This is a genomic window from Pseudonocardia sp. N23 (assembly GCF_002583555.1).
Lineage (GTDB): Bacteria > Actinomycetota > Actinomycetes > Mycobacteriales > Pseudonocardiaceae > Pseudonocardia.
On the sequence record NZ_BEGX01000114.1, the window covers coordinates 396,997 to 418,343 of the forward strand.

The following is a 21,347-nucleotide window of genomic DNA, read 5'->3' on the forward strand; positions in this document are numbered from 1 at the left end:
TCCCCGCCGGCGACGGGGCGATACTCCTACGCGCCGACCGCTGACTCGACCGACTCGGCGACGCGGAGGTCGGCGGCGGCGGTCGTGCGGGGCAGCGGCGCGACGCGTGCGTAGACGCCGAGCAGGTTGCGGGCCGAGGTCGACCAGGACAGCTCCCGTTCGACCCGTTCACGACCGAGGGCGCCCATCGTCGCGCGACGTTGCGGGTCGTCGAGCAGGGCGTCGACGTGGGCGGCGAACGCCTTCTCGTCGTTGGCCGGTGCGTAGGCCGCCGCGTCGCCCGCCGACACCTCGGCCTCGATCAGGTCGAACGACACGAGCGGCTTGCCCATCGCCATGTACTCGACGACCTTGTTCATCGTCGACACGTCGTTGAGCGGGTTGCGCGGGTCCGGCGAGAGGCACACGTCGGCGGTCGACAGGCAGCGCTGCACGAACTCGTCCGGGACCCGACCGGTGAACTCGACGCGGTCGGCCAGCCCGAGCTCGTCGCGCAGGGCGACCATGTCGTCGAAGGCGTCGCCGGAGCCCATGAAGATCGCGTGCACGTCGTCGCGGCCGAACTCGTCGCGCAGGTGGGCCAGCGCCCGAAGTGCGTAGTCGACGCCGTCCTGCGGTCCCATGACGCCGAGGTAGGCGACGAGGTGACGACGGCCGTTGCGCAGGGCGGGGTCGGGCTCGCGGCGGACGAACCGGGAGAGGTCGGGTGCGCTGCGGACGACGACGACGTCCTCGGGGCGCTTGCCACCGCGTTCGATCGCGATCCGGCGGTAGCTCTCGTTGGTGGAGATGACGGCGTCGGCGCTGCGGAAGGTGAGCCGCTCGAACACCCGCACGCCGCGCATGAGGGCCCGGCCCGCGACTCCCCCGCCGCCGTCGGCGAACCGCGACAGGAACAGCTCGGGAACCAGGTCGTGGTGGTCGAAGACGAACCGGGCGCCGCCGGGCTTGAGCGCGAGCGCGACGAGGAACAGCAGGTCGGGCGGGTTGCAGGCCTGCACGACCGCGACGGGGGCCTCGCGGCGGACCTTGAGCGCCAACCGCAGGGTGTGCCACATCGCCGACCCGTACTCACGCACGTAGCCGGCCGGTCCGCCGGTGGCGGCCTCGAGCGGGTAGCGCAGGATGCGGACGCCGTCGATCGTGGCCTCACGCTCCTTGTCCTGCTTGGTCCCCTGCGGGCAGATGACGGTGACGTCGTAGCCGGCCTCGGTGAGGGCGCGGCTCTCCTGCCACACGCGGCGGTCGAAGGGGACGGACAGGTTCTCGACGAGGATCAGTACCCGGGGTCGGTTCATCGCATGTGCTCCCGCGGTCGTGGGTCACCCGACAGGTCCTCCACCAGCGCGGTGAGGTCGTCGGCGGTGGTCTCGATGCGGTGCTCGCGCACCGCGTGGTCATAGGCGGCGGCCCCCATGGCGTCGCGCAGGACGGGGTCGGCGAGGATTCGCCCGATCCGGTCCGCCATCGCGATGTGGTCGCCGATCGGGACGAGATGGCCGTCCGTCCCGTCGGACACGAGGTCGGCGACCGCCCCGCAGTCGGTGGACACGATCGGCTTCGCCGCGGCCATCGCCTCGAGCAGGACGAGCGGTGCGGCCTCGTGCGTCGAGCTCAGCGCCGAGACGTCGATGGCCGGGAGGAGCTTGCGCACGTCGCGCCGGACTCCGGTGAAGGTGGTGATGCCCGCGATACCGAGTCGCCCGGCGAGGGCCTCCAGCTCGGGGCGGCGGGCCCCGTCACCGACGACGACCAGCCGCAGCCGGGGCCGGGACGGGAGCAGCTCGGCGATCGCTGCGAACAGGACCTCGTGGGCCTTCTCCGGGTAGAGCCGGGCGACGATCATGACGACCTCGTCGTCGTCGCCGAGGCCGAGCTCGGCGCGGGCCCACGCCCGGTCGGCTGCGGTCGGGGCGGGACCGATGGTGATGCCGTTGCGCACCACGGCCTCCCGGGTGCGGCGCCACGGCCGCGACCCGACACCCTCCTCGCGGTGCAGGTACTCGCCCTGGCTCTGCGAGAGCAGGACGAGCGCCTGGGAGAGCGCGAGGGTCTCGACGGTGGAGCGCGGGAGGCAGCGGCCGCCCTGGGCGACGAGGTCCATGTTGTGGACGGCGACGAGGCTCACGGCGCCGGTCAGCCGCGCGGCGATGCGGCCCAGCAGCAGCGACGCCCGGTGGTGGTGGGTGACGAGGACCGCGTCGGTACCCGATCTGCGCAGGCCCGAGACGAGCTTCGGGAGGGTGCTCAGATCGTAGCGCCCGTTGCGTTCGAGGACCTCGACCTCGGCCCCGGCGGCACGGAAGTCGTCGGCGAGGGCGCCCCCGTCGCGCAGGCAGACCAACCGCGCGCGGACCCGGGCCGGGTCGAGGTGGCGCACCGTCTCGAGCAGCACGATCTCGGCGCCGCCGAAACCGGTCCGGTCCAGGACGACGGTGAGGACCAGCGGCCGGGACGGCGCGGCGGCGGCGCGAACGGTGGGCTCGCGGCCGGTCACCCGGCGGTAGAGGGCGTCGAGGCGAGCGACGACGACGTCGACGTCGAAACGGTCGCGGACGGCGGCGAGCGCGGCCGCGCCCATCGCGGTGCGACGGGCGTCGTCGGTGACGACGTCGCGCAGCGCGTCGGTGAGGGCCTCCCGGTCGTCGCGCGGGACGAGTATCCCCTGTTCGGGGCCGACCAGGTCGGGGATGCCGCCGACGTCGGTGGCGACGACGGCGAGCCCGTGGGCCATCGCCTCGAGCACCGCCATCGGCTGGCCCTCCGCCCGTGAGGGCAGCGCGAGGACGGCCGCGGACGCGAGCAGGTCGGCAACGGCTCCGGGCCGGATCCAGTCGGTGACCTCGACGCTGTCGCCGATGCCGAGCTCGGTGACGGCGGCACGGGCACGGTCGACCTCGCCGGCACCGGCGATCGTGAGCCGGGCCGTGGCGGGCGGCAGCTCCGCGGTGAGCTTCGCCCACGCGTCGAGGAGCACGAAGGTGCCCTTGGCGTCGCTGACGTCGCCGACGGCGACGACGTGCACGCCGCCGGTTCCGGCGGTCCGGCTCGGCTGCTCGGGGATCCGGACGGCGTTGGGCACCACCAGGATCCGGGCGCGCGGTGCGACCTCGCCGAGCCGGGCGGCCCAGCGGTCGCCGAGCGCGACGACAGTGTCGGCGGTGTGCAGCGTGGCGCGGATGACCGCGCGGGCAGGCGCCGGGCAGCGGTCGTGGAACCTGACGAACTCTCCGCCGTGGACGTGCAGGACGACGGGGACGCGCGCGGCACGCGCGATCCAGGTCAGCGACGCCTTGCGGACGAAGCTGCCGTAGGAGGCGGTGTGCAGGTGCACGGCGGCCGGCCGGCGCACCAGGGCCGCGCACACCCGGACGAGCCCGGTGCCGAAGGTGGCGATCCGGGCGGCGGTGCTGCCGTCGCGGTGGGTGGTGACGTGCCGGACGTCCCAGTCGCGCCAGAGCGTGGTGGACCGCATCGTACGGACGTAGGCGCCGATTCCGCCGCGGGTCTCCGGCGACGTCGAGACCCACAGCACACGGGGTCGGGAGCGGGTCATGCGACAGCCTCCTGGAGTTCCCGCCGACGTGTGGCGACGGGCGTCGGCACCGCCCCTCGGGGTGGACCGGTGATGCGGTCGGCGATACCGGCCACCGCGCCGAGCAGGACCATGACGATCGTGATCGGGTAGTCGTAGAAGCGGAGGTCGACGGTGATCCCCGCGATGACGAGGGTCAGGTAGGCGCCGCCCGCGACCAGGACCAGGCCGCGGCCGGTCAGCCCGTCGACGGGCAGCCTGCGCCAGGCCCGGACGATCCCGACCATCAGCGCGACGTTGACGAGCAGCCACAGCGCGAGGCCCGGCAGCCCCAGCTCGGCGGCGATGCCCAGCTCGTTGAGGTGCGAGGACAGCCCGTAGCCCCGCAGCCACGGGATGTCGCTCGACCACTGCTGGTGGTGGTAGGTGTTGACGACGGAGAAGCGCGCGATGCCCCAGCCGAAGACGGGCTTCTCCCGGATCGCCCACAGCGACGTCTCGATGATGTTGAGCCGGTCGTCGACCTCGTTGGCCGATCCGACGCCGCCGTCGGCGCGGTCGGAGGAGATGAACGTCGACCAGTTCGCTGCGATGGCGACGGCGCAGACGCCGAACGTCAGCAGGTAGCCGGCACGGGACCGGGTCGGCATGACGATGCCGACGACGAGGATCACGGCGAACGCCAGCCAGATCGCGCGGGTGTGGGTGAGGAAGACCCCGTACCCGCAGCCGGCCGCGAGCAGCACGAGCGCCACCTTCGTCGTGCGGCGCATGACGTGGGAGACCATGAACAGCGCGGCGCAGAAGCCCAGGACGAGCACGAGGCCGTTGACGACGGGCTGGTTGAACACGCCGACGGCGCGGCCCTCCCAGCCGGGGCTGGTGACGATGTAGCTCGGCCACACGAGCGCCGTCGGACCGTAGAACTGCATGTGGCTGACGGCGACCGAGTAGGCGGCGAGGGCGAGGACGAGCCACATGACGGCGCGGATCGCGGCCTCGGTGACCACCACGGTGCGGGCCACGACGTAGAGCACGAACGGCATGACGACCGCGATGAGGATGAAGCGCGTGACCGGGACCGTCTGGCTGATCAGGGGGACGACGGCCTCGTACTGGTGCGGGGCGATCGCGGACCCGACGTTCCACAGGACGTAGGCGATCATCGCGTACTCGACGAGGCCGAACCGCGGGATGCGGACGCGGCGCAGCGCGACGCCGAGGCAGATCGCGAGGATCACCCCGACGAAGGCGGGCAGGAGCAGGTCGACGGGGAACTTGCCGGTCAGGGCGAGCCTGAAGAACTGTGAGACCAGGAACAGCACGATCGCGAGCACCGGGTTGCCGAGGCCGCCGGCGCACAGCGCGGCGCCGACCCCGGCGGCCAGGATGAGCAGGCCGCCACGGTCGGGTGCAACGACCCCGATCGCGGCGACGAGGATGACCACCGTCGCGACGACGGCGATCGTCAACCGGTTCATCGGCGCACGCCGGCGTCTTCCGGCTGGGTGCGACGCCCGGTGTCGGCGGCCCTGCCGGCACCCGGGTCGACGGCGAGGTCGGCCGGTGCCTCGACCCGCGATCGCTGAGTCGGGGTGACCGCCTGCACCCGGACGGTGTCGGCGGTCATGTTGGCGGCCGCGTCGGTCGCGGCGCGGTCCTCGGCCGCCGGTTCGGCGACCGTGTCACCACTCGTCACCGCACGGTTGCCGCCGGTGATCCCACCGGTCGAGTCGTTCGTCGCCGCAGGGTCGGCAGGGCGGCCGTCGGAGTGGGGCGGACCCACCAGCACGACCCCGAGCGGATCGACGTCGACCTGCGCCAGCAGGTCCAGCGCGGCGCGGGCGTCGCGCAGGTGGGTCCCGTCCTTCTCCACGACGAGGACGGTGGTGTCGGCGGCGGCGCAGATGGTCTGCCCCTCGGCCGCCTCGAGGAGCGGTACGACGGCGACGACGACGACGTCGACCCGAGACGTGGCCGCTTCCATCACGGCGTTCCACCGGGGCGCGGTGAAGACGGCGAACGGGTCGTCCTCGCGGCAGCCGGCGGGCAGCTCGTCGAACGCGCCGTCGCGGCCCGCGACGATCGCATCGTCGAGGAGTGCGGGCGGTGCGGAGGCGAGGACGTCGACGACTCCCGGCAGCGCGGCGTCGTCGACCGACGAGGCGAGCGGATCGGTGTGCACGAGCAGGGTTCGCTCCCCCTGCGCGGCCCGGAACCGGGCGAGCGCGGTCGCGACGTCGGTCGTGCCGGCGTTGCGGGTGGCGGAGACGACGGCGACGACGATCGGACGCTTGGGCGAGGACGCGACGAGGTTGGACAGCCGCTTGTACTGCTGGGTGCGCTCGTGGCGGGCGCGCACGGAGCGACCGGTGGCGATCGTGCCGAGCGGGGTGACGCCGAGCCGGTCGCGGACGTCGCTCTCGGTCTCGACACGGTTGCGCGCGTAGGCGAGCCCGATCGCGGCGAGGCAGCCGAGGATGAGACCACCGACGAGCGCGAGACCCGCGCTGGTCACGAGCCCTGAGGCGCTGGCGGAGACGCCGCTGGCGAGCTGGAGGTCCTGGAGCTGGTTGCTGCTGTCGGACTGGATGTCGTTGATGCGGCCCTGCAGGTCGGTGATGGCGCGCGTCGCGAGATCGGCGGCCTGCGGGGTGGTGTCGCGGGTCGAGAGGATCGCGGTCTGCTTGTCGATCTCCTGCTGGATGGTGTCGACGCGGGCGTCGCGGTCACGCTTGAGGCCTGCGTTGACGTCGTCGCGGAACGCGGACGCGGCGGCGGGTGCGAGCCGGGCGACGTCGTCGGCGTTCTTCCCGGAGGCCTCGATGTAGATGATCGGGCTCGCGGCGGCGGTGCGGGCGGCGAGCGTCACGCCGGCGGGCGCCGAGGACTGCTCGCGGACCTGCGACAGGTACGACGCGTCGTTGAACATGTCGATGTAGCCGGAGGCGAGGACCGCGTCCTGGTCGGGAGAGCGCCCGGTCGAGCTGATCCCCAGCGTCGCGCGTGCGGTGTAGGTGGTGCCCGCGTTCAGCGACGACCACACCGAACCCGCAACGGCGATCAGCGTGATGAGCAGGACGAGCCATGCCCGCCTGCGAATCCGTTCGCCATGAGCCCGTAGCGGCGTCATCGGAGACCCTCTCGTACACGACCCGGCGACACCCGGGTTCCGTCGCGACGCGCAGTCGTCGGCCTCGGGTACGAGGCAGGCTCTCAGGCGCCCTTCCTTTACTCTGTTGCTCGCCTTGGGCCGGAGATCGTTACCTGCGGTGGCGATATTCTCGACACCGAAGCATTGTTATCTCGAACGGAGTAACGCAAACCTCGCAGAATCCGACTCTGTGTGACGAGTCGCGGCTTCGCCGGGACAAGGAACCTTGAGGAGCACGATGGACGTCCGGGTCGCCGCGGAGGTCGCTCGCTTCCATCTGCGGCCGCTGCGCCGGGCGGCGGGACGCGCGGTCCGGCGCGAGTCCCGGTCCCTGTGGGGCGCCACCGCCGGGCCGATGCACCTCGGCGGGCACGCCGTCCTGTTGCGCCGGCCGCGGCTGGACGACGCCGAGCAGTGGCGGGCCGTCCGGCTGCGCGAGCAGGCCCGGATCGAGCGGTTCTGGGCTACTGCGGGGACCCCCTGGGACGCACGGCATTCCGTCGAGTCCTGGGTCTCGACCGTGCTGATGATGCGCGGCCTCGCCCGCGCCGGCCGGGCCCTGCCGTTCGTGGCGGAGGTGGACGGGCGCTTCGCGGGCGAGGTCGTGTTCACCGCGATCGACCGAGGCACCGGCACCACCGAGGCCGGGGTCTGGTTCGACCCGGCCCTGCTGCGCACCGGCGTCTTCGAACTCGCCCCCGCGATGGGCTTCGACCACGTCGCCGACGAGCTCGGCCTGCGCCGGATCACGGCACCGATCGCGACGACCAACCTCGCCGCCGGCCGCGCCGCGCGGCGCCTGGGCTTCCGGCCGGAGATGCGCGTCCCCGGCTACATGGACGTCGGCGGGGAACGCCGCGACCACGACCTCTACGCGCTCACCACCGACGACCGGCCCGAGGGCGGGTTCGCCGCAGCGGTCCTGCGGCGCTGGACCGCCACGACTGCAGTGTCGTCCCGGAGGACCGTCACCGCGGGCGGCTGACCCCACCCCGCGTCAGCGCGGGTCGAGCCTGCGAGGCTCGGCGCGGGCGCGATGCCCGGGCGCGACCGGGGCACCCCTCAGGTGGTCCTCCGGACGGCCGCTCTCCAGCGCACGCCGGTAGCGCCCCAGCAGGCTCTCGACGGCCTCGACCGTCTGGGTGACATCGCAGTCGGTGTGGGCGGCGGAGACGACGAAGGACTGCCCGAGCACACCACCGCGGAGCAGCCCGTCGAGGAACAGCGTGCGCATGACCTGCGACGGCCGCCCGTCCGCGTCGCACGTACGGAACACCGCGCACGACGGACGGCCGACGACCGAGACGTGGTCGGCGAGACCTGCCCGCGCGACGACCTCGGTCACACCGGCGGCCAGCGCGGCGCCCTGCCGTTCCATCGCCCTGATCGGGTCGGTCTCCCGGTAGGCGCGGACGACGGCGCGGAACGCGGCGAGGCCGGTCGTCTCCGCGCCGTGCGTGCTCGACAGCACGAACACCCGGTCCGCCGGGGCCCGCAGCCCACCCAGCTCCATGAGCTCCCGGCGACCGGCGAGCGCCGACACCGAGAAGCCGTTGCCCATCGCCTTGCCCCACGCGGAGAGGTCCGGGACGACCCCGTAGACGGCCTGCGCTCCCCCGAGCGCCCAGCGGAAACCGGTGATCGTCTCGTCGAACACCAGCACGACGCCGTGGCGGTCGCACAGGGCGCGCACGCCCTCGAGGTAGCCCGGCGCCGGCTCGGCCGTGGCGGTCGCGGCCTCGAGCACGACGCACGCGATGCGCCGGCCTTCCTCGTCGAGCAGGGCCTCCAAGCCGGGGAGGTCGTTGAAGGCGAAGCCGCGCAACAGGTCGTGGGCCGAGCGTGGCACGCCGGCATTCATCGGCAGCGTCGCGACGAACCAGTCCTGCCCGCTGAAGAACGGCTGGTCGTGGCAGTAGGCCACGAGGTCGCGACCGGTCGCGGCACGGGCCAGCCGCACCGCCGTCGACGTTGCGTCCGAGGCGTTCTTGGTGAACTTGACCATGTCCGCGCCGGGCACCACCGAGAGGAAGTCCTCGGCCGCGAGCAGCTCGATCTCGGTGGGCCGGGTGAACGACACACCGTCGGACAGCGTGGCGCGCACGGCCTCCACGACGGGCTCGTAGCCGTGCCCGAGGGTCACCGCCCGCATACCCATGCCGTACTCGACGAACTCGTTGCCGTCGACGTCCCAGACCCGCGCGCCCTTGCCGCGGACGAGCACGGGCGCCATGCCCACCGGGTACTGGTCCGACGCCTTCGCCATCGTGTGGGCGCCGCCGGGGACGAGATCGTGCAGTCGCGTCTGGAGCTCGGTGGAGCGGGTGAAGGGAATGTCGAACACGCTCATCACTGTCGGCCGCTACTGGTCAGTACGCACCGGCACCCTTGGTGACGGCGCCGAGAGTCTTCCACAGGATGAGCGCGTCGAGCGCGAGGTTCCAGTTCTCGACGTAGCGCAGGTCGAGCCGGACCGACTCCTCCCACGACAGGTCGCTGCGGCCGCTGACCTGCCACAACCCGGTCAGGCCGGGTTTGACCAGCAGCTTGCGGGCGGCGTCGCGTTCGTAGCGGGCCACCTCGCTGGGCAGAGGCGGGCGGGGTCCGACGAGCGACATCCGACCAGCGAGCACGTTGAACAGCTGCGGCAGCTCGTCGACGGAGTAGCGACGCAGCACGCGGCCGGCCCGGGTCACCCGCGGGTCCTCGCGCAGCTTGAACAGCAGCCCGGCCCCGTCGTGGGTGTCGGTGAGCTCGGTGAGGCGCGACTCGGCGTCGACGACCATCGAGCGGAACTTGAGCATCGCGAACTCGCGCCCGTGCCTGCCCACGCGCTGCTGCCGGAACAGGACCGGCCCGCCGTCGAGCTTCACGGCGATCGCCGCGGCGACCAGGACGGGCAGCGTCAGCACGATCAGCAGCAGCGCGCCGACGCGGTCGACGAGGTGCTTGATCAGCCAGGACACGCCGTTGAACGTGGGCTTGGTGAGTCGCAGGAGCGGGAGCCCGTCGACCGGCTGCACGTGCAGGCGCGGGCCTGCGACCTCCATCAGACCGGGGTCGACGACCAGCTCGGCACCGGTGTCCTCGAGGTTCCACGCCAGGTGTCGCAACCGGACCGGGGTCCAGCCCGGGGTCGGGACGACGGCGACGATCCGGTGCCGGCCGAGCGCGACCGCCGTCGTGACCGAGTCGAGGTCGCCGACCACCGGAACGCCGAGCACGTCGTCCGTGCCGCCGGTGCCGGTTCCGGTCTGGGTGCAGACCCCGGTCACGACCCACCCCTGGGAGGGGTCGCGGCGGGTCCGCGCGATGAGGTCGACCAGCGCCTCGGCGTCCCCGACCGCCAGGACGGGCAGGGTGCACCGGCCGAGACCACGCAGCCGGTGCAGGTTCTTGCGCAGCGCGAAACGGCCGAGCGCCGCGAGGAGGGCCGCGGCGGGGATGAGGCCGAACGCCCAGGGGCGGGCGGCGAGGGACTCGGTCGCGAGACCGACGAGTCCGATCGCGACCGCCCCGATGACGAACCCGCGGATCAGCCTGCTGAACTCCTCCGAGCCCTTGCCGAGGATGCGGGGCTCCCAGGCGCGGAAGGCGAGCAGGGAGATGAGGACGAGGACGGCCGCGGCGATCCCGACGAGGGGCGAGACCTCACCGAGCCGCGGGACGGTCGTGCCGTAGCCGAGCAGGTGGCCGACGACGACGGCGACGACGAGGACGACAAGGTCGTTGCCGACGACCGCCGCGACGTAGTGCCGCTCCCAGCGCATCGCGTCGGCGCCGCCGGGCAGCGGGTCGCGGTGCGGTGCCGGCGACTCGGGCGCCCTGCACCGCGGAATCCGCTGCGGGTCGAGTCCCGCTCCGGACCCGCTCACTCCCACATCGAACGTCACTGCGTCTGCCTCACTGGTCGGGGTGCCCACGTCGGACAGCCGGGGTCCGTCTGGCCGTTCTGCCAGATGACTCGTCCCGCCCCGTACGACTGTTACGACGCGTCACCATCTTCGAACGTGAGAATCCCGTTCAGCCTAATGGCTCTACGGCTGTACCCTCTTTCAGACGCACCGCACGACGCCATTTGATTACACTGCGTTATATCAGGTGCTGCACTTCTGGCGTCGACGAGGTGCGGCGAGGCCTGCGAGCCTCGTGTGAGGACGGTCGGGAACTGCTCGAACGGGCGGATCGGCGACGTCGGTGGCCATCCGTACACGGACAGCGACCCGCCTGTCCCGAGTGGCGACGTCTCAGCGGCGGGCGATGCGGGAGCGCCGGGCCGAGACGTCGGCGAGGAGAGAGGCGAACGACGCCGCCATCGTGTCGGCGGAGAAGCGCGTCGCCCGGGCCCGCGCGCTCGCGGCACCCATCTCCGCACGCAGACCAGCGTCGGCCGCAAGCTTCCCGACCGCACCCGCCAGCGCCTGCACGTCCCCGACGCCGGCCAGGAACCCGTTGACACCCTCGACGCAGAGATCGCCGTTGCCACCCACATCGGTGGCGACCAGCGGGAGCCCGTGCGACATCGCCTCGAGCAGGCTCATCGACAGCACCTCGGACTCACTGGTCAGGCAGGCGATGTCGGACGCCGCCCACAGCGCGGGGACGTCGGCGACGTGACCGAGGAGCGTCACTGACCCGCCCGCCGCGGCCGCGCGGGCGCGCAGCTCGTCGAGGGCCGGCCCGCCGCCCGCGACGGCCCCCCGCACCCGGACCCCGCCGTCGTTCGCGGCCGCGATCATGTCGACGAAGTCGGCGACCCGCTTCTCCGGGCGCAACGCGGCGACGAGCGTGACGAGTACCTCGCCGTCCGGCGCGAGCTCCGCGCGGAGCCGGTCGCGGTCGGAGTCGGCGACGGCGGCCGCGAGCCCCACACCGTTGGGGATCGTCACGACGCGGTCGGCCCGGTAGCCCTGCCGGATCAGTCCGGGGACCTGCCGCGACGTCAGCGCGACGACCCTGTCGGCGCGCCGGCAGAGCAGCCGCAGCATGGCGGCGCGGCGACGGTCGTGGGGCATCAGGTCGTAGAAGGTGTGCTCGGTGACGACGTAGGGCACCCGCATCGTGCGTGACAGGTGGTTCGACGCCGTGTGCGCGCTCAGGCCACGGGCCACCAGTACGTCGGCGCGGATCCCCGCGGCCCGCACGAACCGGGCCAGCCCGAGGACGTCGCGGCGCGAGGTCCAGCCCGCGCAGTGGGTCTCGATGCCCGCGTCGCGGATCTCGTCGTAGAAGGGGCCCCGGCCGTCGAGGGTGAGGACGACGGGCTCCACGTCGTGGGCCGCCAGCATCGGGAGCAGGACGCTCCACTGCCGCTCGGCTCCGCCGACCTCGAGGTTCGGCGCGACGAAGAGTGCTCTCACCCTGCTCACGTGACCGCCTTCCTCTCGCGCGCGGCCGGTACCGCGTCCCTGGATGGGTCCGTCGACGACCGCGAAGTGTTACCGAGCCGGCTCCGCCGTCACGGCCTGCGCGCGGTCATGGACTCCCCTCCCGGCGTGCAGAGCCCGATCGGGACCTGCACCGCTGAGCCCCGGCCCTCGTCGACCACAGGAGAACCGGTACTCGGACCGCGACGGCCGCGGGGCGACCAGGCCGTCACCTCTCGACGTCGCCCACCGGCACGGCCCGCAGCCGCGGGACCGTCATCCGCTGGAGGATGAAGGGGGTCTTTCCTGTCCTCGAGCGCTCCAGCTCGGAGACGACCTCGACACGCACCTCCACGGCACCGACCCGTTCGAGTGTCTTCCGCCGCAGCAGCTCGACGAGCTCCACCCGGTCGACGACGTTCCCGCGCGGGACGACCCGCACCTCGATCGACCCGTCGGTCTCCTAGCAGATCTGCCCTGCAAGCACACCCTCGACGCCCTTGAACACGAAGTCGAGCCGGCCGATCCGGCGGCCGCCCTCCCCGATCACGACGTCTTCCATCCGCCCCGCGACCGTCGCGAAGTGCCGTCCGGCGCGGCCGCAGGCGCAACGTCCGGTGTCCCACCCTTCGACGGTGTCGGTCACCCGGTAGCGCAGCAGCGGCATCAGGGAGTTGGTCAGGTTCGTGGTGAGCAACCCGTCGTCGACCTGCTCGACGATCCCGTACCCCGGCACCAGGTGGTAGCGCCGTTCTTCGCACTCCATCGCGGCGACGGTCCGCTCCGCGTGGCCGTAGTGGTCCCAGATGCGGCATCCCCATGCCGATTCGATCGCCTCTCGCGTCTGCGGTGCGAGTGTCTCCGACGAGGTGAAGATCGCCGTGAGGGGCGGCAGCGCCAGCCCGCGGGCGAGTGCGACGGCGGTGAGCGAGGCGATCGACGACGGGTATGCCGCCAGCCATTTCACCCGGTGCGTGCGCAGGGCGTCGAGGTAACCGGCGACCGCGCGCTCGCTGACGTGGTACGAGGACAGCAGCAGGGTGCGTCGCGCCGGGACGTAGCGGTAGGCGGCGGCGTCGGTGGCGTCGGCGACGACCTCGCCGCGCATCACCGCGGTGACGTCGCCGGGCCGGTGGCCCGCCCATCCGCGGTGGTGACTGATCCACGCCTCCTCGACGAGGACGCTGCCCACGGAGCGGCGCAGTGCGAGAGGGGTGCCGGTCGTGCCGCTGGTCGTGGCGTCGAGGCCGGGCAGCCGCCGTTGGTAGGCGCGCTCGCGTCCGACGATGTCAGACTTTTCGAGCCGAGGCAGACATTCGAGGATCAATCGGACATCTCTACCGGATTCGGCAGAGACAAGATCGGGACGGATCGCCCGGTATCCCTCGAGATCACGAGCGTTTCGAAATGTCTTTCGGAGGCCAATGAATTCGCGGGCGCGTAGCTCGTCGTCACTGCACGACCACAATCGTTGCAGATTCCGCCGAATGGGCGCAGCCAACGTGCGACGGCCGGCCTCGGCCGCGGCCCGTACCGACGAACTCACCGTGACTTCCCGGGCACTGCGTGCATCCGCCCAGGTGAGAGCGGGCATGCCCACCGCACCTCGGCGGGACCGTCACCTCGCGGCCGGTGCCCGACCTGGCCGATCGGCTCCGAACGGGCCGGACCGAGCAACATCGAGAACTGTCTCGGCGATGCCATCTCGTCCTCCCGGCAGGGCTCCGGGAAACAGCCCGACGGGCCGAATCCGATTCATCGAGAAATCATCACCGCGAAACCGTCGCCAGGCCAGCGTTCCGGTTCGAATTCTCAGGGATGAAACCGACGAAAGGGCGTCGCAGGCATCAAACGACGGGCTGCGGTCAGGACCTCGGCGAGCGGCAGATGTCGCCCGTGCACATGTAGACGAGCGGAACGGGCGCGGGGAGGTGGGGCCGCCCCGGCACTCGCCTCTCCGCCACCGCGACATCGTGCGGCCCCGCCCCGGGATTCGCCCACGACGCGACGGCCCACCCACCCCGCTCAGCCGATCGAGCGGCGGACGACCTCGTGGTCGGCCTCGGTCTGGTCGGCGTAGCAGCGCGCAAACGCGCAGAGCGCGCGCTCCAGGTTGTCGCCGTGCCCGCAGTACCCCGCGATCATCGACGCGCCGCTGGTCCGTGCGTGCCCCTTGGCCAGCATCAGCCCGCAGACGGCGGCGTAGTCGGCGAGGGCGGCGGCGTCGATACCGTCGAGGACGATCGCGCCCTTCATGTCCCGGAACTGCCGGACGTAGAACTGCCGCTCGCCGACGGTCGTCCAGCCCAGCAGCGGGTCCGACACCGTCTGCAACGCCTGCTGGTACTCCACGACCCGCTGCCCCTGGTGGGCGTGCCAGGCCGAGTCGCCGTGGACGAACGACGCCACCACCGACCGGCGGGCCTCCTTGAGCTGCAGGAACAGCACGTCGCCGGGCGTCGACCCCTCGCACAGCGCCAGGTAGGCCCGCAGCCCCACGGAGCCCACCCCGACGACCTTGTGGGCGATGTCGACGACGTGATATCCGCCGACGACGCGCGCCCAGTGCGCGGGCAGCGTCGTCACGTACTGGTCGAGGCCCGCGAGCAGCGCCTCGTACTCCGCGGGCGCCGGCCGGGTGATCAGGGGCGGCTCGGTGACGATGCGGCGCACCCCGCCCTGGTCGGTGGTGAACCGCGGCAGCGCCCGGTCGCTGGTGCGGCGTCGAGCGCGGTCGGCGGCCTGGCGGACGGCCTCACGGCTCGACCGGCCGCTGACGTAGCGGTGCATGGTGTCGGCGTCGATGCGCTCGTAGGAGCGGGCGAGCAACGGTTCCTCGGCCAGGCGTCGAAGGTTGCGACGGTAGGCGCGCACGCATCGGTACACGGCGTGCTCACAATCCTGCTCCGACGCGCCGGCACACCTGCCCGCCACCCACGTGCTCGCGACGAGCCGGCGCAGGTCCCACTCCCAGGCGCCGGGGTGGGCCTCGTCGAAGTCGTTGAGGTCGAACACCAGGTCGCGCTCGGGGGACGCGTAGAAGCCGAAGTTCCCCAGATGCGCGTCGCCGCAGATGACGGGCTGGATACCGGTGGCGGGCAACGTCGCGAAGTCGGCGGCGTTGATCCCCGCGGCACCCCGCAGGAACCCGTAGGGCGAGGCGGCCATCCGCTCCAGCCGCACCCGCACCAGCTCCGACACCCGGCCCTTGTGTGCCCTCGCGAGATGCGTGAGGACGTCGACCCGGTCCGGCGACGCCGTCCACTCCCCCAACGCGCTGCGTGGGGTCGCCTGGCGCAGCGACCGCCCGATCGCCGTCCGCTCGGCCCGCGGCACGGCCGGGCGTGACAGCGCACCGAACGCGGCCCGGTCGACGGGTGGGGCGCCCTCACCGAGCACGGCATGACCCTGCGGGATCGGCACAACGGACTCCTGGCGACGAACGGATCGGACGATGGGCGTCGCGATCATCGTCGCAGTGGCGCCGCCTGCCGCCACCCACGTGGGGGAGCCTTCAGGCGATCGGGATGACGTCGACCAGCGGTGCGCCAGCTCGCCGAGCGTGATCGCGCTGACGATCAGCGCCTCGCCCTTGACGAGGGCGAAGAGCTCGCGCGCCTCGGCGAGCGTGATCCGACGACGCGGCGGCTGTCCGTGCGGAACGATGTCTGCGACCGGTCGGCCGTTCCTCGTCACGGTGAACGTCTCCCCGGCCTCGACCCGAACGTCGAGCAGCTCGTCCTCGCGCTGATCGCGACGTGACACCCGCACGACCTGCAGCGTCTGCAGAAGGCGGCCCCACCGCTCACGGTGCATCGCACGCGGCATCGGGTCGAGAGAGTCGCGCAGCCGGGTCGTCGACTTTCCTACGCGGCGGCAGACAGCCAGGGCTCCCAGGTGGGGTGAGGTTCCACGGCCATCACCAGGATCCCCCCGGCACGCGGCGGAGGAGCCGGGGGGACGGGCAGGGTCCAGCCGAGCTCCTCGAGCAGCCGGTCGGCCTTGCGCGAGTTGCAGGCGCGGCAGGCCGCGACACAGTTGTCCCACGAGTGCGCTCCGCCGCGACTGCGGGGGATCACGTGGTCGATCGTGTCGGCGCGGGTGCCGCAGTAGGCACAGCGCCGGTTGTCACGTCGCAGGACACCGGAGCGGGTCATCGGCACCGCACGCCGGTAGGGAACGCGCACATAGCGCGAGAGACGCATCACCGAGGGAGCCGGGACGGTGAGGTTCTCCGAGTGGAAGGCCGCGCCGTCGAGGACGGCCTCCACGCACTCCGCCTTGCCACTGAGCATCAGCACGATCGCGCGCTTCGCCGTGACGACCGCCAGTGGTTCGAAACTGGCGTTCAGCAGGAGCACCCTGGACCCCGCTGGGACCACGCCCGGGCTCGGCGCGATCCGCGACACCTCCCCTGGATCGGGGTGGGCGTCGATGGGGTCGGGTTGTCGATGGGGCACGCGACCACCTCCCGCTCGTCGCACCTAGTCGACCATACGGAGGGTGCTCGGCGCGACTGTGATCTCGACGTGTCCCACAGGTGGCCGGACGATGGCGACGAACGCACGGAGCATGCCGCCGAGCGGTCGTTCAAGATCGGTTGCCTGGGTGTGGCCCGCGACACATGGAGTGTCTTGTAACGTGGGGTCCTTGAAGCGCGAACCTTCTTTCATGAAGCTCGGTCGGATCGGGGTCCGTCCCACAGCTGTCGGCTACGTGGACTACGTGGTCGAGGCGTCGGACGGGGAGCTGCTGTGCGGGACGTTCCGTCTCGAGGGCAGCCGCACCGAGGACGAGGCCCGTTCGTTCATCGCCGGCCGTCTCGGCGAGGCCCACGGCATGCGCGTCTCGTGGCGCGACGTGCACCTGCTCCAGTCCGCGTCCTGACCTGCCCGCCGGCCCGGGCACCCGCCCTCTGGCCAGGCCTGCCGTCCACGAACCCGTCATCGCCCCCTCCGCGGTGCTCGGCCGCGGAGAGGGCCGACGGACACCTCGTGACGGCGACCTACCGGGACTCCCCGGAACAGTTCACGGGGTGCCACGCTGGACGAGGTACGCCGTCCCCGCATGTGGTCGATCATGCGCTCGCTCAGCCCGCCCGGGCGCAGGAACTGCGCCGGAACCGGGGTCCGCGGGCTCTCGTGCCGGTGGTTCTTCGCGACGAGGCGCGGGAAGTCCCGCTCGAGGATGCCGGCCCGGGCGATCAGCACGACGTCGCTGCCCTCGTCCATCAGCTCTCCGCATCGCTCGGCGCTGTGGACCTTGCCCCCCACACCCAGCCGGACGCCCTTGCGCGGCAGCTCCGCGAACACGCTGAGCATGGTCCTCCCGCGGAACGTCCCGTCCTGGACGATCTGGCGGGAACCCCACAGCGCCAGGTCCAGGTAGCCGATCATCTCCTTGTCGAGGATCTCGGCGGCGATGTCACGCAGCTCGTCGAGCAGCAGCCCGCAGCGTTTGACAGGATCCAGCCGAAGGCGCCGTGGATCGAGATGTCGTCGAGTCCCGCCGTCTCCGCCCGCTTCGCCGCGGTGATGAGCTCCTGACGATGGTGGTGGTGGACAGGCACCGGTCGGCAGCGTCGGCGAGGGTGGTGGCGCGGCACCGGGGCCGGAGAGCTGATCCCCAGATCAGTCCAGCGCCGCGAGCACGTCCTCGACCAGATCCGCGGTGTCCTCGCAGCCCGCGGAGAGCCGCACGAGCCCCGACGCCACGTCGTCACCCCAACGCTCCCGCCGGTCGGCTGAGGTGCGCAGCCCGCCGAAGCTCGTCGCCGACTCGACGAACCGCGAGGCCGCCAGGAACGCCCCGACAGCGGCCGGGTCGCGCAGGGTGAACCGCAGGACGCCGTTCCACCGGCGCATCTGGCGCGCCGCGACCGCGTGCGCGGGATCGTCGGCCAGCCCCGGCCAGCGGACGTCACGCACCGCCGGATGCCCCCGCAACGCCGTGGCGAGCGCGCGGGCGTTGGCCGCCTGGCGTTCCAGCCGCAGGTCCAGCGTGCCGAGCCCGCGGTGCGCGAGCCACACCTCCATCGGCCCCGGGACGGCCCCGCCCCGGGTGCGGGTGTCGCGCAGCCGCGCGGCGAGCGCCGGGTCGGCCGTGGTCACGTGGCCGAGGACGACGTCGCCGTGCCCGGCCAGCGCCTTCGTGTCGCTCGCGACGACGAGATCGGCGCCCAGCTCCAGCGGTCGCTGCCCCAGCGGCGTCGCGGTCGTGTTGTCGACGGCCACCAGCGCCCCTGCGGCGTGCGCGCGGGCGGCGACGACGACGATGTCGCAGACGTCGAGCCCGGGGTTCGACGGCGTCTCCAGCAGGACCAGGGCCACGTCGTGCATCGGCGCCTCCGCGGCCAGGGTCGTCGGCACGAGGCGCACCGGCAGGCCGAGGTCGGCGGCCAGCGCGCGGGCCAGGTAGTAGCCGTCGGAGGGCAGGACGACCTCCCCTCCGCGTGCGCAGGAGAGCAGGACCGCGGCGGTCGCCGCCATGCCCGACGCGAACAGCGTGCAGTCCCCGCCCTCGAGCCCGCCGATCGCGGACTCCAGCACCCGCCACGTGGGGTTGCCGGCGCGGCCGTAGAAGTCGGCGCCGGCCGGGTCGCCCGGCAGGCCCAGCTCGAACGTCGACGACAGCACCGGGCCCGGGTGCAGCGGCTCCCCGACGCCGGGCGCGGGCCCGCCGCCGTGGACGCAGCGCGTCCCGTCACCCAGCTCCGTCATTCCGGCTTCGGCGCCCGGGTGATCAGCTCCTTGGCCATCGCCGACGCGGACAGTCCCTCGTGGCAGACGCGGCGCACGGCGTCGGCGATCGGCAGCTCGACACCGTGGCGCGCACCCAGCTCGCAGATCGACGAGCACGACTTCACGCCCTCGGCGACCTGCCCGTGGTTGGCCTCCTCGGCCTTCGCGAGGCTCTCCCCGCGACCGAGGCGCTCCCCGAACGTCCGGTTGCGCGACAGGGGCGACGAACACGTGGCGACGAGGTCGCCCAGCCCGGCGAGGCCCGCGAACGTCATCGGGTCGGCACCGAGCACCGCGCCGAGCCGCGAGATCTCCGCGAGCCCGCGGGTGATCACCGACGCCCGGCTGTTGTCCCCCAGCCCCATCCCCGCCGCGATGCCGACGGCCAGCGCGATGACGTTCTTGCCCGCCCCGCCCAGCTCGCAGCCGACGACGTCGGTGTTGGTGTAGGAGCGGAAGTAGTCGGTCGTGCAGGCGTTCTGCAGGGCGACGGCACGGTCGTGGTCGGTACAGGCGATGACGGTGGCCGTCGGCTCCTCCCCCGCGATCTCCCGGGCCAGGTTGGGCCCCGACACGACGGCGACCTGCTCGGGCGACACGTTGGCGACCTCGGCGACGACCTCGCTCATCCGCTTGAGCGTCCCCAGCTCGATCCCCTTGGCCAGGCTGACGAGCGTGCGCCCCGGCGGCAGCAGACCTGCCCAGCCGGACAGGTTGCCGCGCAGTGTCTGCGACGGGACGGCCAGTACGACGACGTCGGCGCCGTCGAGCGCGGCCGCCGCATTGGTCGTGGCCGACAGCCGGGACGGGAGCTCCACGCCGGGCAGGTAGCCGGGATTGGCACGGGTCTCGTTGACGGCGTCGGCGACCTCGGGGCGGCGCGCCCACAGCGTCACGTCGCGGCCGGCGTCGGCGAGGACCTTGCCGAACGCGGTCCCCCACGACCCGGCTCCCAGCACCGCGACGCGCTGCACCGCGTGGCTCACACTGCACCGCCCTTGCGGAAGAACTCGGCCGGCGCGGCCTCGCCCCGGACGTCGGCGAGCAGGTCTCGCACCCTGACCATCAGCAGGTCGGTCACCTCACGCAGCAGGGCGGCGTCGATCGGGCGGCCGCGGTAGTCGGACAGGTCCACCGGATCGCCTGCGCGCACGACGATCTCGCGGCGCGGCAGCGGCCGGAACCGCTTGCCGTAGTGGTCGTAGACCTCACGGGTCCCCCAGTGCACCAACGGGATCACCGGCACGTCGGCGCCCAGCGCGAGCCGGGCCACCCCGGTGCGCGCGTGCATCGGCCAGCCGTCGGGGTCGCGGCTGATCGTGCCCTCGGGGTAGATGACGACGATCCTGCCGGCCCGCAACGCCTCCTCACCCTCGCGCAGGCTGTTCTGCGCGTCGACCGACTCGCGGTAGACCGGGATCTGCCCGGTCGAGAGCAGCACCCGCCCGAGGACCGGGACCTTCCACAGGCTGGCCTTGGCCAGGAACCGCGGGACCCGCCGCGACGAGTACACCCACAGCGACGTGTGCACCGGGTCCAGATAGGAGATGTGGTTGGCCACGACGAGAGCGCCACCCGTGCCCGGTCTCGGCAGCCGGTCGCGGCCCTCGTAACGCTTGCCCCCGGTCAGGAAGGCGAGCGGGTGGAAGACCGCCGCCGCGAACCCGACCCAGAAGCCACCCTTCTCACGCCTCACCCACGCCTCCCGTCCACGATCTCCGGGTGAGTCTTCCGGGACGGGCGCCGCGGGTCCACCCGCGGGTGTTGCACGATGGTGGGGTGCCATCGCCGGTCGATCTCGTCGTGCCCGTCAAAGGGCTGTCGGCGGCCAAGTCGCGGCTGCGCGGCGCGGCCGACGGCGGCGCCGGGGATCCGGGCGCCCACGGGCAGCTGACGCTCGCGCTGCTGCTGGACACGCTGGGCGCCGCCCGCCGGTCGGGGGTGCGCAGGCTGCTCGTCGTCAGCTCGGATCCGGACGTCGCGGCCGCCGTCGGGCGGATCGCCGCCGTGACCACACCCGCCGTGATCGACAGCATGGGTGACGGCGGCGACAACGCGCTGCTCCAGGTGCTGCCCGAGGGCCCGGCGCCGGGCCTCAACGCCGCACTGGCGCACGGGGCGGCCGTCCTGCGGGGTGAGGACCCGTCGTCGACCGTCGGGGCCCTGCAGGCCGACCTGCCCGCGTTGCGCCCCGACGAGCTGCGCGCCGCCCTCGCCGAGGCCGTCGCCCGGTTCGCCGACGGCGCCGTCGCCGCCTTCTGTGCCGACACTCCCGGTGACGGGACGACGCTGTTGCTCGCCGCCCCCGGCACCGCGCTGGCCCCGGCGTTCGGGCCCGGATCGGCGTCCCGGCACGCCGCGGCGGGGGCGGTTCCCGTCGGCGCAGCGCTGCCGGGCCTGCGCCGCGACGTCGACACTCCGGCCGACCTGCGCCACGCCGTCGCCCTCGGCGTCGGCCCGCACACCGCGGCCGCGCTGCCCGTCGTCGCCCGCGGCGCCTGACTCCGGCGTGAGACCCTTGCGCCGCAACGCTCCGCGACGACTGCGTCGTC

General features: G+C 72.8%; 19 protein-coding genes. 5 read left to right on the forward strand and 14 right to left on the reverse strand.

Features of this window, described 5'->3' with window-relative positions; translation table 11 throughout:
* Positions 1 to 26: 26 nt before the first annotated feature.
* Genes TOK_RS26225 through TOK_RS26240 form a run of 4 tightly spaced genes read right to left on the reverse strand, consistent with a single transcriptional unit; the run spans position 27 to position 6,668 of the window.
* Entirely contained in the window at positions 27 to 1,298 is a 1,272-nt protein-coding gene (locus TOK_RS26225) for a glycosyltransferase family 4 protein (RefSeq protein ID WP_098960625.1), read from the reverse strand.
* Complete coding sequence (locus TOK_RS26230; protein ID WP_098960626.1) at positions 1,295 to 3,556, reverse strand: glycosyltransferase; 2,262 nt, start codon at positions 3,554 to 3,556, stop codon at positions 1,295 to 1,297. Before TOK_RS26230 ends, TOK_RS26225 begins: the two co-directional genes overlap by 4 nt.
* On the reverse strand, positions 3,553 to 5,016 hold the full coding sequence (locus tag TOK_RS26235; protein WP_098960627.1) for an O-antigen ligase: 1,464 nt from the start codon (positions 5,014 to 5,016) through the stop codon (positions 3,553 to 3,555). Before TOK_RS26235 ends, TOK_RS26230 begins: the two co-directional genes overlap by 4 nt.
* Positions 5,013 to 6,668 carry a hypothetical protein gene (locus tag TOK_RS26240; protein ID WP_141566559.1) on the reverse strand — a complete coding sequence of 552 codons (1,656 nt, stop codon included), beginning with the start codon at positions 6,666 to 6,668 and terminating at the stop codon, positions 5,013 to 5,015. The genes TOK_RS26235 and TOK_RS26240 overlap by 4 nt, the downstream gene beginning before the upstream one ends.
* A gap of 259 nt (positions 6,669 to 6,927) precedes the next feature.
* On the opposite strand from TOK_RS26240, the gene TOK_RS26245 reads away from it, so the two are divergent.
* The gene (locus TOK_RS26245; protein ID WP_098960629.1) at positions 6,928 to 7,674 is read left to right on the forward strand and encodes a GNAT family N-acetyltransferase; all 747 of its coding nucleotides are present in this window, start codon (positions 6,928 to 6,930) and stop codon (positions 7,672 to 7,674) included.
* Positions 7,675 to 7,686: 12 nt separating this feature from the next.
* On the opposite strand, the gene TOK_RS26250 is transcribed toward TOK_RS26245, so the two are convergent.
* The 6 genes from TOK_RS26250 to TOK_RS26275 form a co-directional block, all read right to left on the reverse strand.
* Positions 7,687 to 9,033 carry a glutamate-1-semialdehyde 2,1-aminomutase gene (locus TOK_RS26250; protein WP_253258644.1) on the reverse strand — a complete coding sequence of 449 codons (1,347 nt, stop codon included), beginning with the start codon at positions 9,031 to 9,033 and terminating at the stop codon, positions 7,687 to 7,689.
* Between the two features lie 25 nt (positions 9,034 to 9,058).
* Complete coding sequence (locus TOK_RS26255; RefSeq protein ID WP_253258645.1) at positions 9,059 to 10,564, reverse strand: sugar transferase; 1,506 nt, start codon at positions 10,562 to 10,564, stop codon at positions 9,059 to 9,061.
* Positions 10,565 to 10,936: 372 nt separating this feature from the next.
* On the reverse strand, positions 10,937 to 12,058 hold the full coding sequence (locus TOK_RS26260; RefSeq protein ID WP_141566560.1) for a glycosyltransferase: 1,122 nt from the start codon (positions 12,056 to 12,058) through the stop codon (positions 10,937 to 10,939).
* 226 nt (positions 12,059 to 12,284) lie between these two features.
* The gene (locus TOK_RS26265; protein ID WP_098960632.1) at positions 12,285 to 12,497 is read right to left on the reverse strand and encodes a hypothetical protein; all 213 of its coding nucleotides are present in this window, start codon (positions 12,495 to 12,497) and stop codon (positions 12,285 to 12,287) included.
* A 21-nt stretch (positions 12,498 to 12,518) separates the two neighbouring features.
* The gene (locus tag TOK_RS26270; RefSeq protein ID WP_141566561.1) at positions 12,519 to 13,649 is read right to left on the reverse strand and encodes a phenylacetate--CoA ligase family protein; all 1,131 of its coding nucleotides are present in this window, start codon (positions 13,647 to 13,649) and stop codon (positions 12,519 to 12,521) included.
* Between the two features lie 431 nt (positions 13,650 to 14,080).
* Complete coding sequence (locus TOK_RS26275; protein ID WP_253258646.1) at positions 14,081 to 15,478, reverse strand: DUF2252 domain-containing protein; 1,398 nt, start codon at positions 15,476 to 15,478, stop codon at positions 14,081 to 14,083.
* A gap of 120 nt (positions 15,479 to 15,598) precedes the next feature.
* On the opposite strand from TOK_RS26275, the gene TOK_RS32050 reads away from it, so the two are divergent.
* Positions 15,599 to 15,817, forward strand: a complete 219-nt coding sequence (locus tag TOK_RS32050) for a hypothetical protein (protein WP_141566562.1) — start codon at positions 15,599 to 15,601, stop codon at positions 15,815 to 15,817.
* A 104-nt stretch (positions 15,818 to 15,921) separates the two neighbouring features.
* Here TOK_RS32050 and TOK_RS26280 read toward each other — a convergent pair whose 3' ends face one another.
* Positions 15,922 to 16,515 carry an HNH endonuclease gene (locus tag TOK_RS26280; RefSeq protein ID WP_098960634.1) on the reverse strand — a complete coding sequence of 198 codons (594 nt, stop codon included), beginning with the start codon at positions 16,513 to 16,515 and terminating at the stop codon, positions 15,922 to 15,924.
* A gap of 211 nt (positions 16,516 to 16,726) precedes the next feature.
* Between TOK_RS26280 and TOK_RS26285 the strand changes: the two genes are divergently transcribed.
* Together TOK_RS26285 and TOK_RS32055 are read left to right on the forward strand one after the other, a co-directional pair.
* A complete protein-coding gene (locus tag TOK_RS26285) occupies positions 16,727 to 16,942 on the forward strand; it encodes a hypothetical protein (RefSeq protein WP_098960635.1) in 216 nt (71 codons plus the stop codon).
* Positions 16,943 to 17,049: 107 nt separating this feature from the next.
* Positions 17,050 to 17,601, forward strand: a complete 552-nt coding sequence (locus TOK_RS32055; protein WP_141566563.1) for a hypothetical protein — start codon at positions 17,050 to 17,052, stop codon at positions 17,599 to 17,601.
* 84 nt (positions 17,602 to 17,685) lie between these two features.
* On the opposite strand, the gene TOK_RS26295 is transcribed toward TOK_RS32055, so the two are convergent.
* From TOK_RS26295 to TOK_RS26305, 3 genes are read right to left on the reverse strand one after another with little or no spacing between them, the layout of a single operon-like run.
* A complete protein-coding gene (locus TOK_RS26295) occupies positions 17,686 to 18,774 on the reverse strand; it encodes a cystathionine gamma-lyase (RefSeq protein ID WP_098960637.1) in 1,089 nt (362 codons plus the stop codon).
* Complete coding sequence (locus TOK_RS26300; RefSeq protein ID WP_098960638.1) at positions 18,771 to 19,781, reverse strand: NAD(P)H-dependent glycerol-3-phosphate dehydrogenase; 1,011 nt, start codon at positions 19,779 to 19,781, stop codon at positions 18,771 to 18,773. The genes TOK_RS26295 and TOK_RS26300 overlap by 4 nt, the downstream gene beginning before the upstream one ends.
* Positions 19,778 to 20,491 carry a 1-acyl-sn-glycerol-3-phosphate acyltransferase gene (locus TOK_RS26305; protein ID WP_098960639.1) on the reverse strand — a complete coding sequence of 238 codons (714 nt, stop codon included), beginning with the start codon at positions 20,489 to 20,491 and terminating at the stop codon, positions 19,778 to 19,780. The genes TOK_RS26300 and TOK_RS26305 overlap by 4 nt, the downstream gene beginning before the upstream one ends.
* Before the next feature lie 83 nt (positions 20,492 to 20,574).
* Here TOK_RS26305 and cofC point away from each other — a divergent pair, with 83 nt between their 5' ends.
* Complete coding sequence (gene cofC, locus TOK_RS26310; RefSeq protein ID WP_098960640.1) at positions 20,575 to 21,297, forward strand: 2-phospho-L-lactate guanylyltransferase; 723 nt, start codon at positions 20,575 to 20,577, stop codon at positions 21,295 to 21,297.
* Positions 21,298 to 21,347: the final 50 nt, after the last annotated feature.

Bases quoted from the DNA above. Each gene is read 5' to 3' on its own strand.
- TOK_RS26225 (WP_098960625.1), bottom strand. From the start codon at position 1,298: ATGAACCGACCCCGGGTACTGATCCTCGTCGAGAACCTGTCCGTCCCC.
- TOK_RS26230 (WP_098960626.1), bottom strand. From the start codon at position 3,556: ATGACCCGCTCCCGACCCCGTGTGCTGTGGGTCTCGACGTCGCCGGAG.
- TOK_RS26235 (WP_098960627.1), bottom strand. From the start codon at position 5,016: ATGAACCGGTTGACGATCGCCGTCGTCGCGACGGTGGTCATCCTCGTC.
- TOK_RS26240 (WP_141566559.1), bottom strand. From the start codon at position 6,668: ATGACGCCGCTACGGGCTCATGGCGAACGGATTCGCAGGCGGGCATGG.
- TOK_RS26245 (WP_098960629.1), top strand. From the start codon at position 6,928: ATGGACGTCCGGGTCGCCGCGGAGGTCGCTCGCTTCCATCTGCGGCCG.
- TOK_RS26270 (WP_141566561.1), bottom strand. From the start codon at position 13,649: ATGCCCGCTCTCACCTGGGCGGATGCACGCAGTGCCCGGGAAGTCACG.
- TOK_RS26285 (WP_098960635.1), top strand. From the start codon at position 16,727: ATGAAGCTCGGTCGGATCGGGGTCCGTCCCACAGCTGTCGGCTACGTG.
- TOK_RS26295 (WP_098960637.1), bottom strand. From the start codon at position 18,774: ATGACGGAGCTGGGTGACGGGACGCGCTGCGTCCACGGCGGCGGGCCC.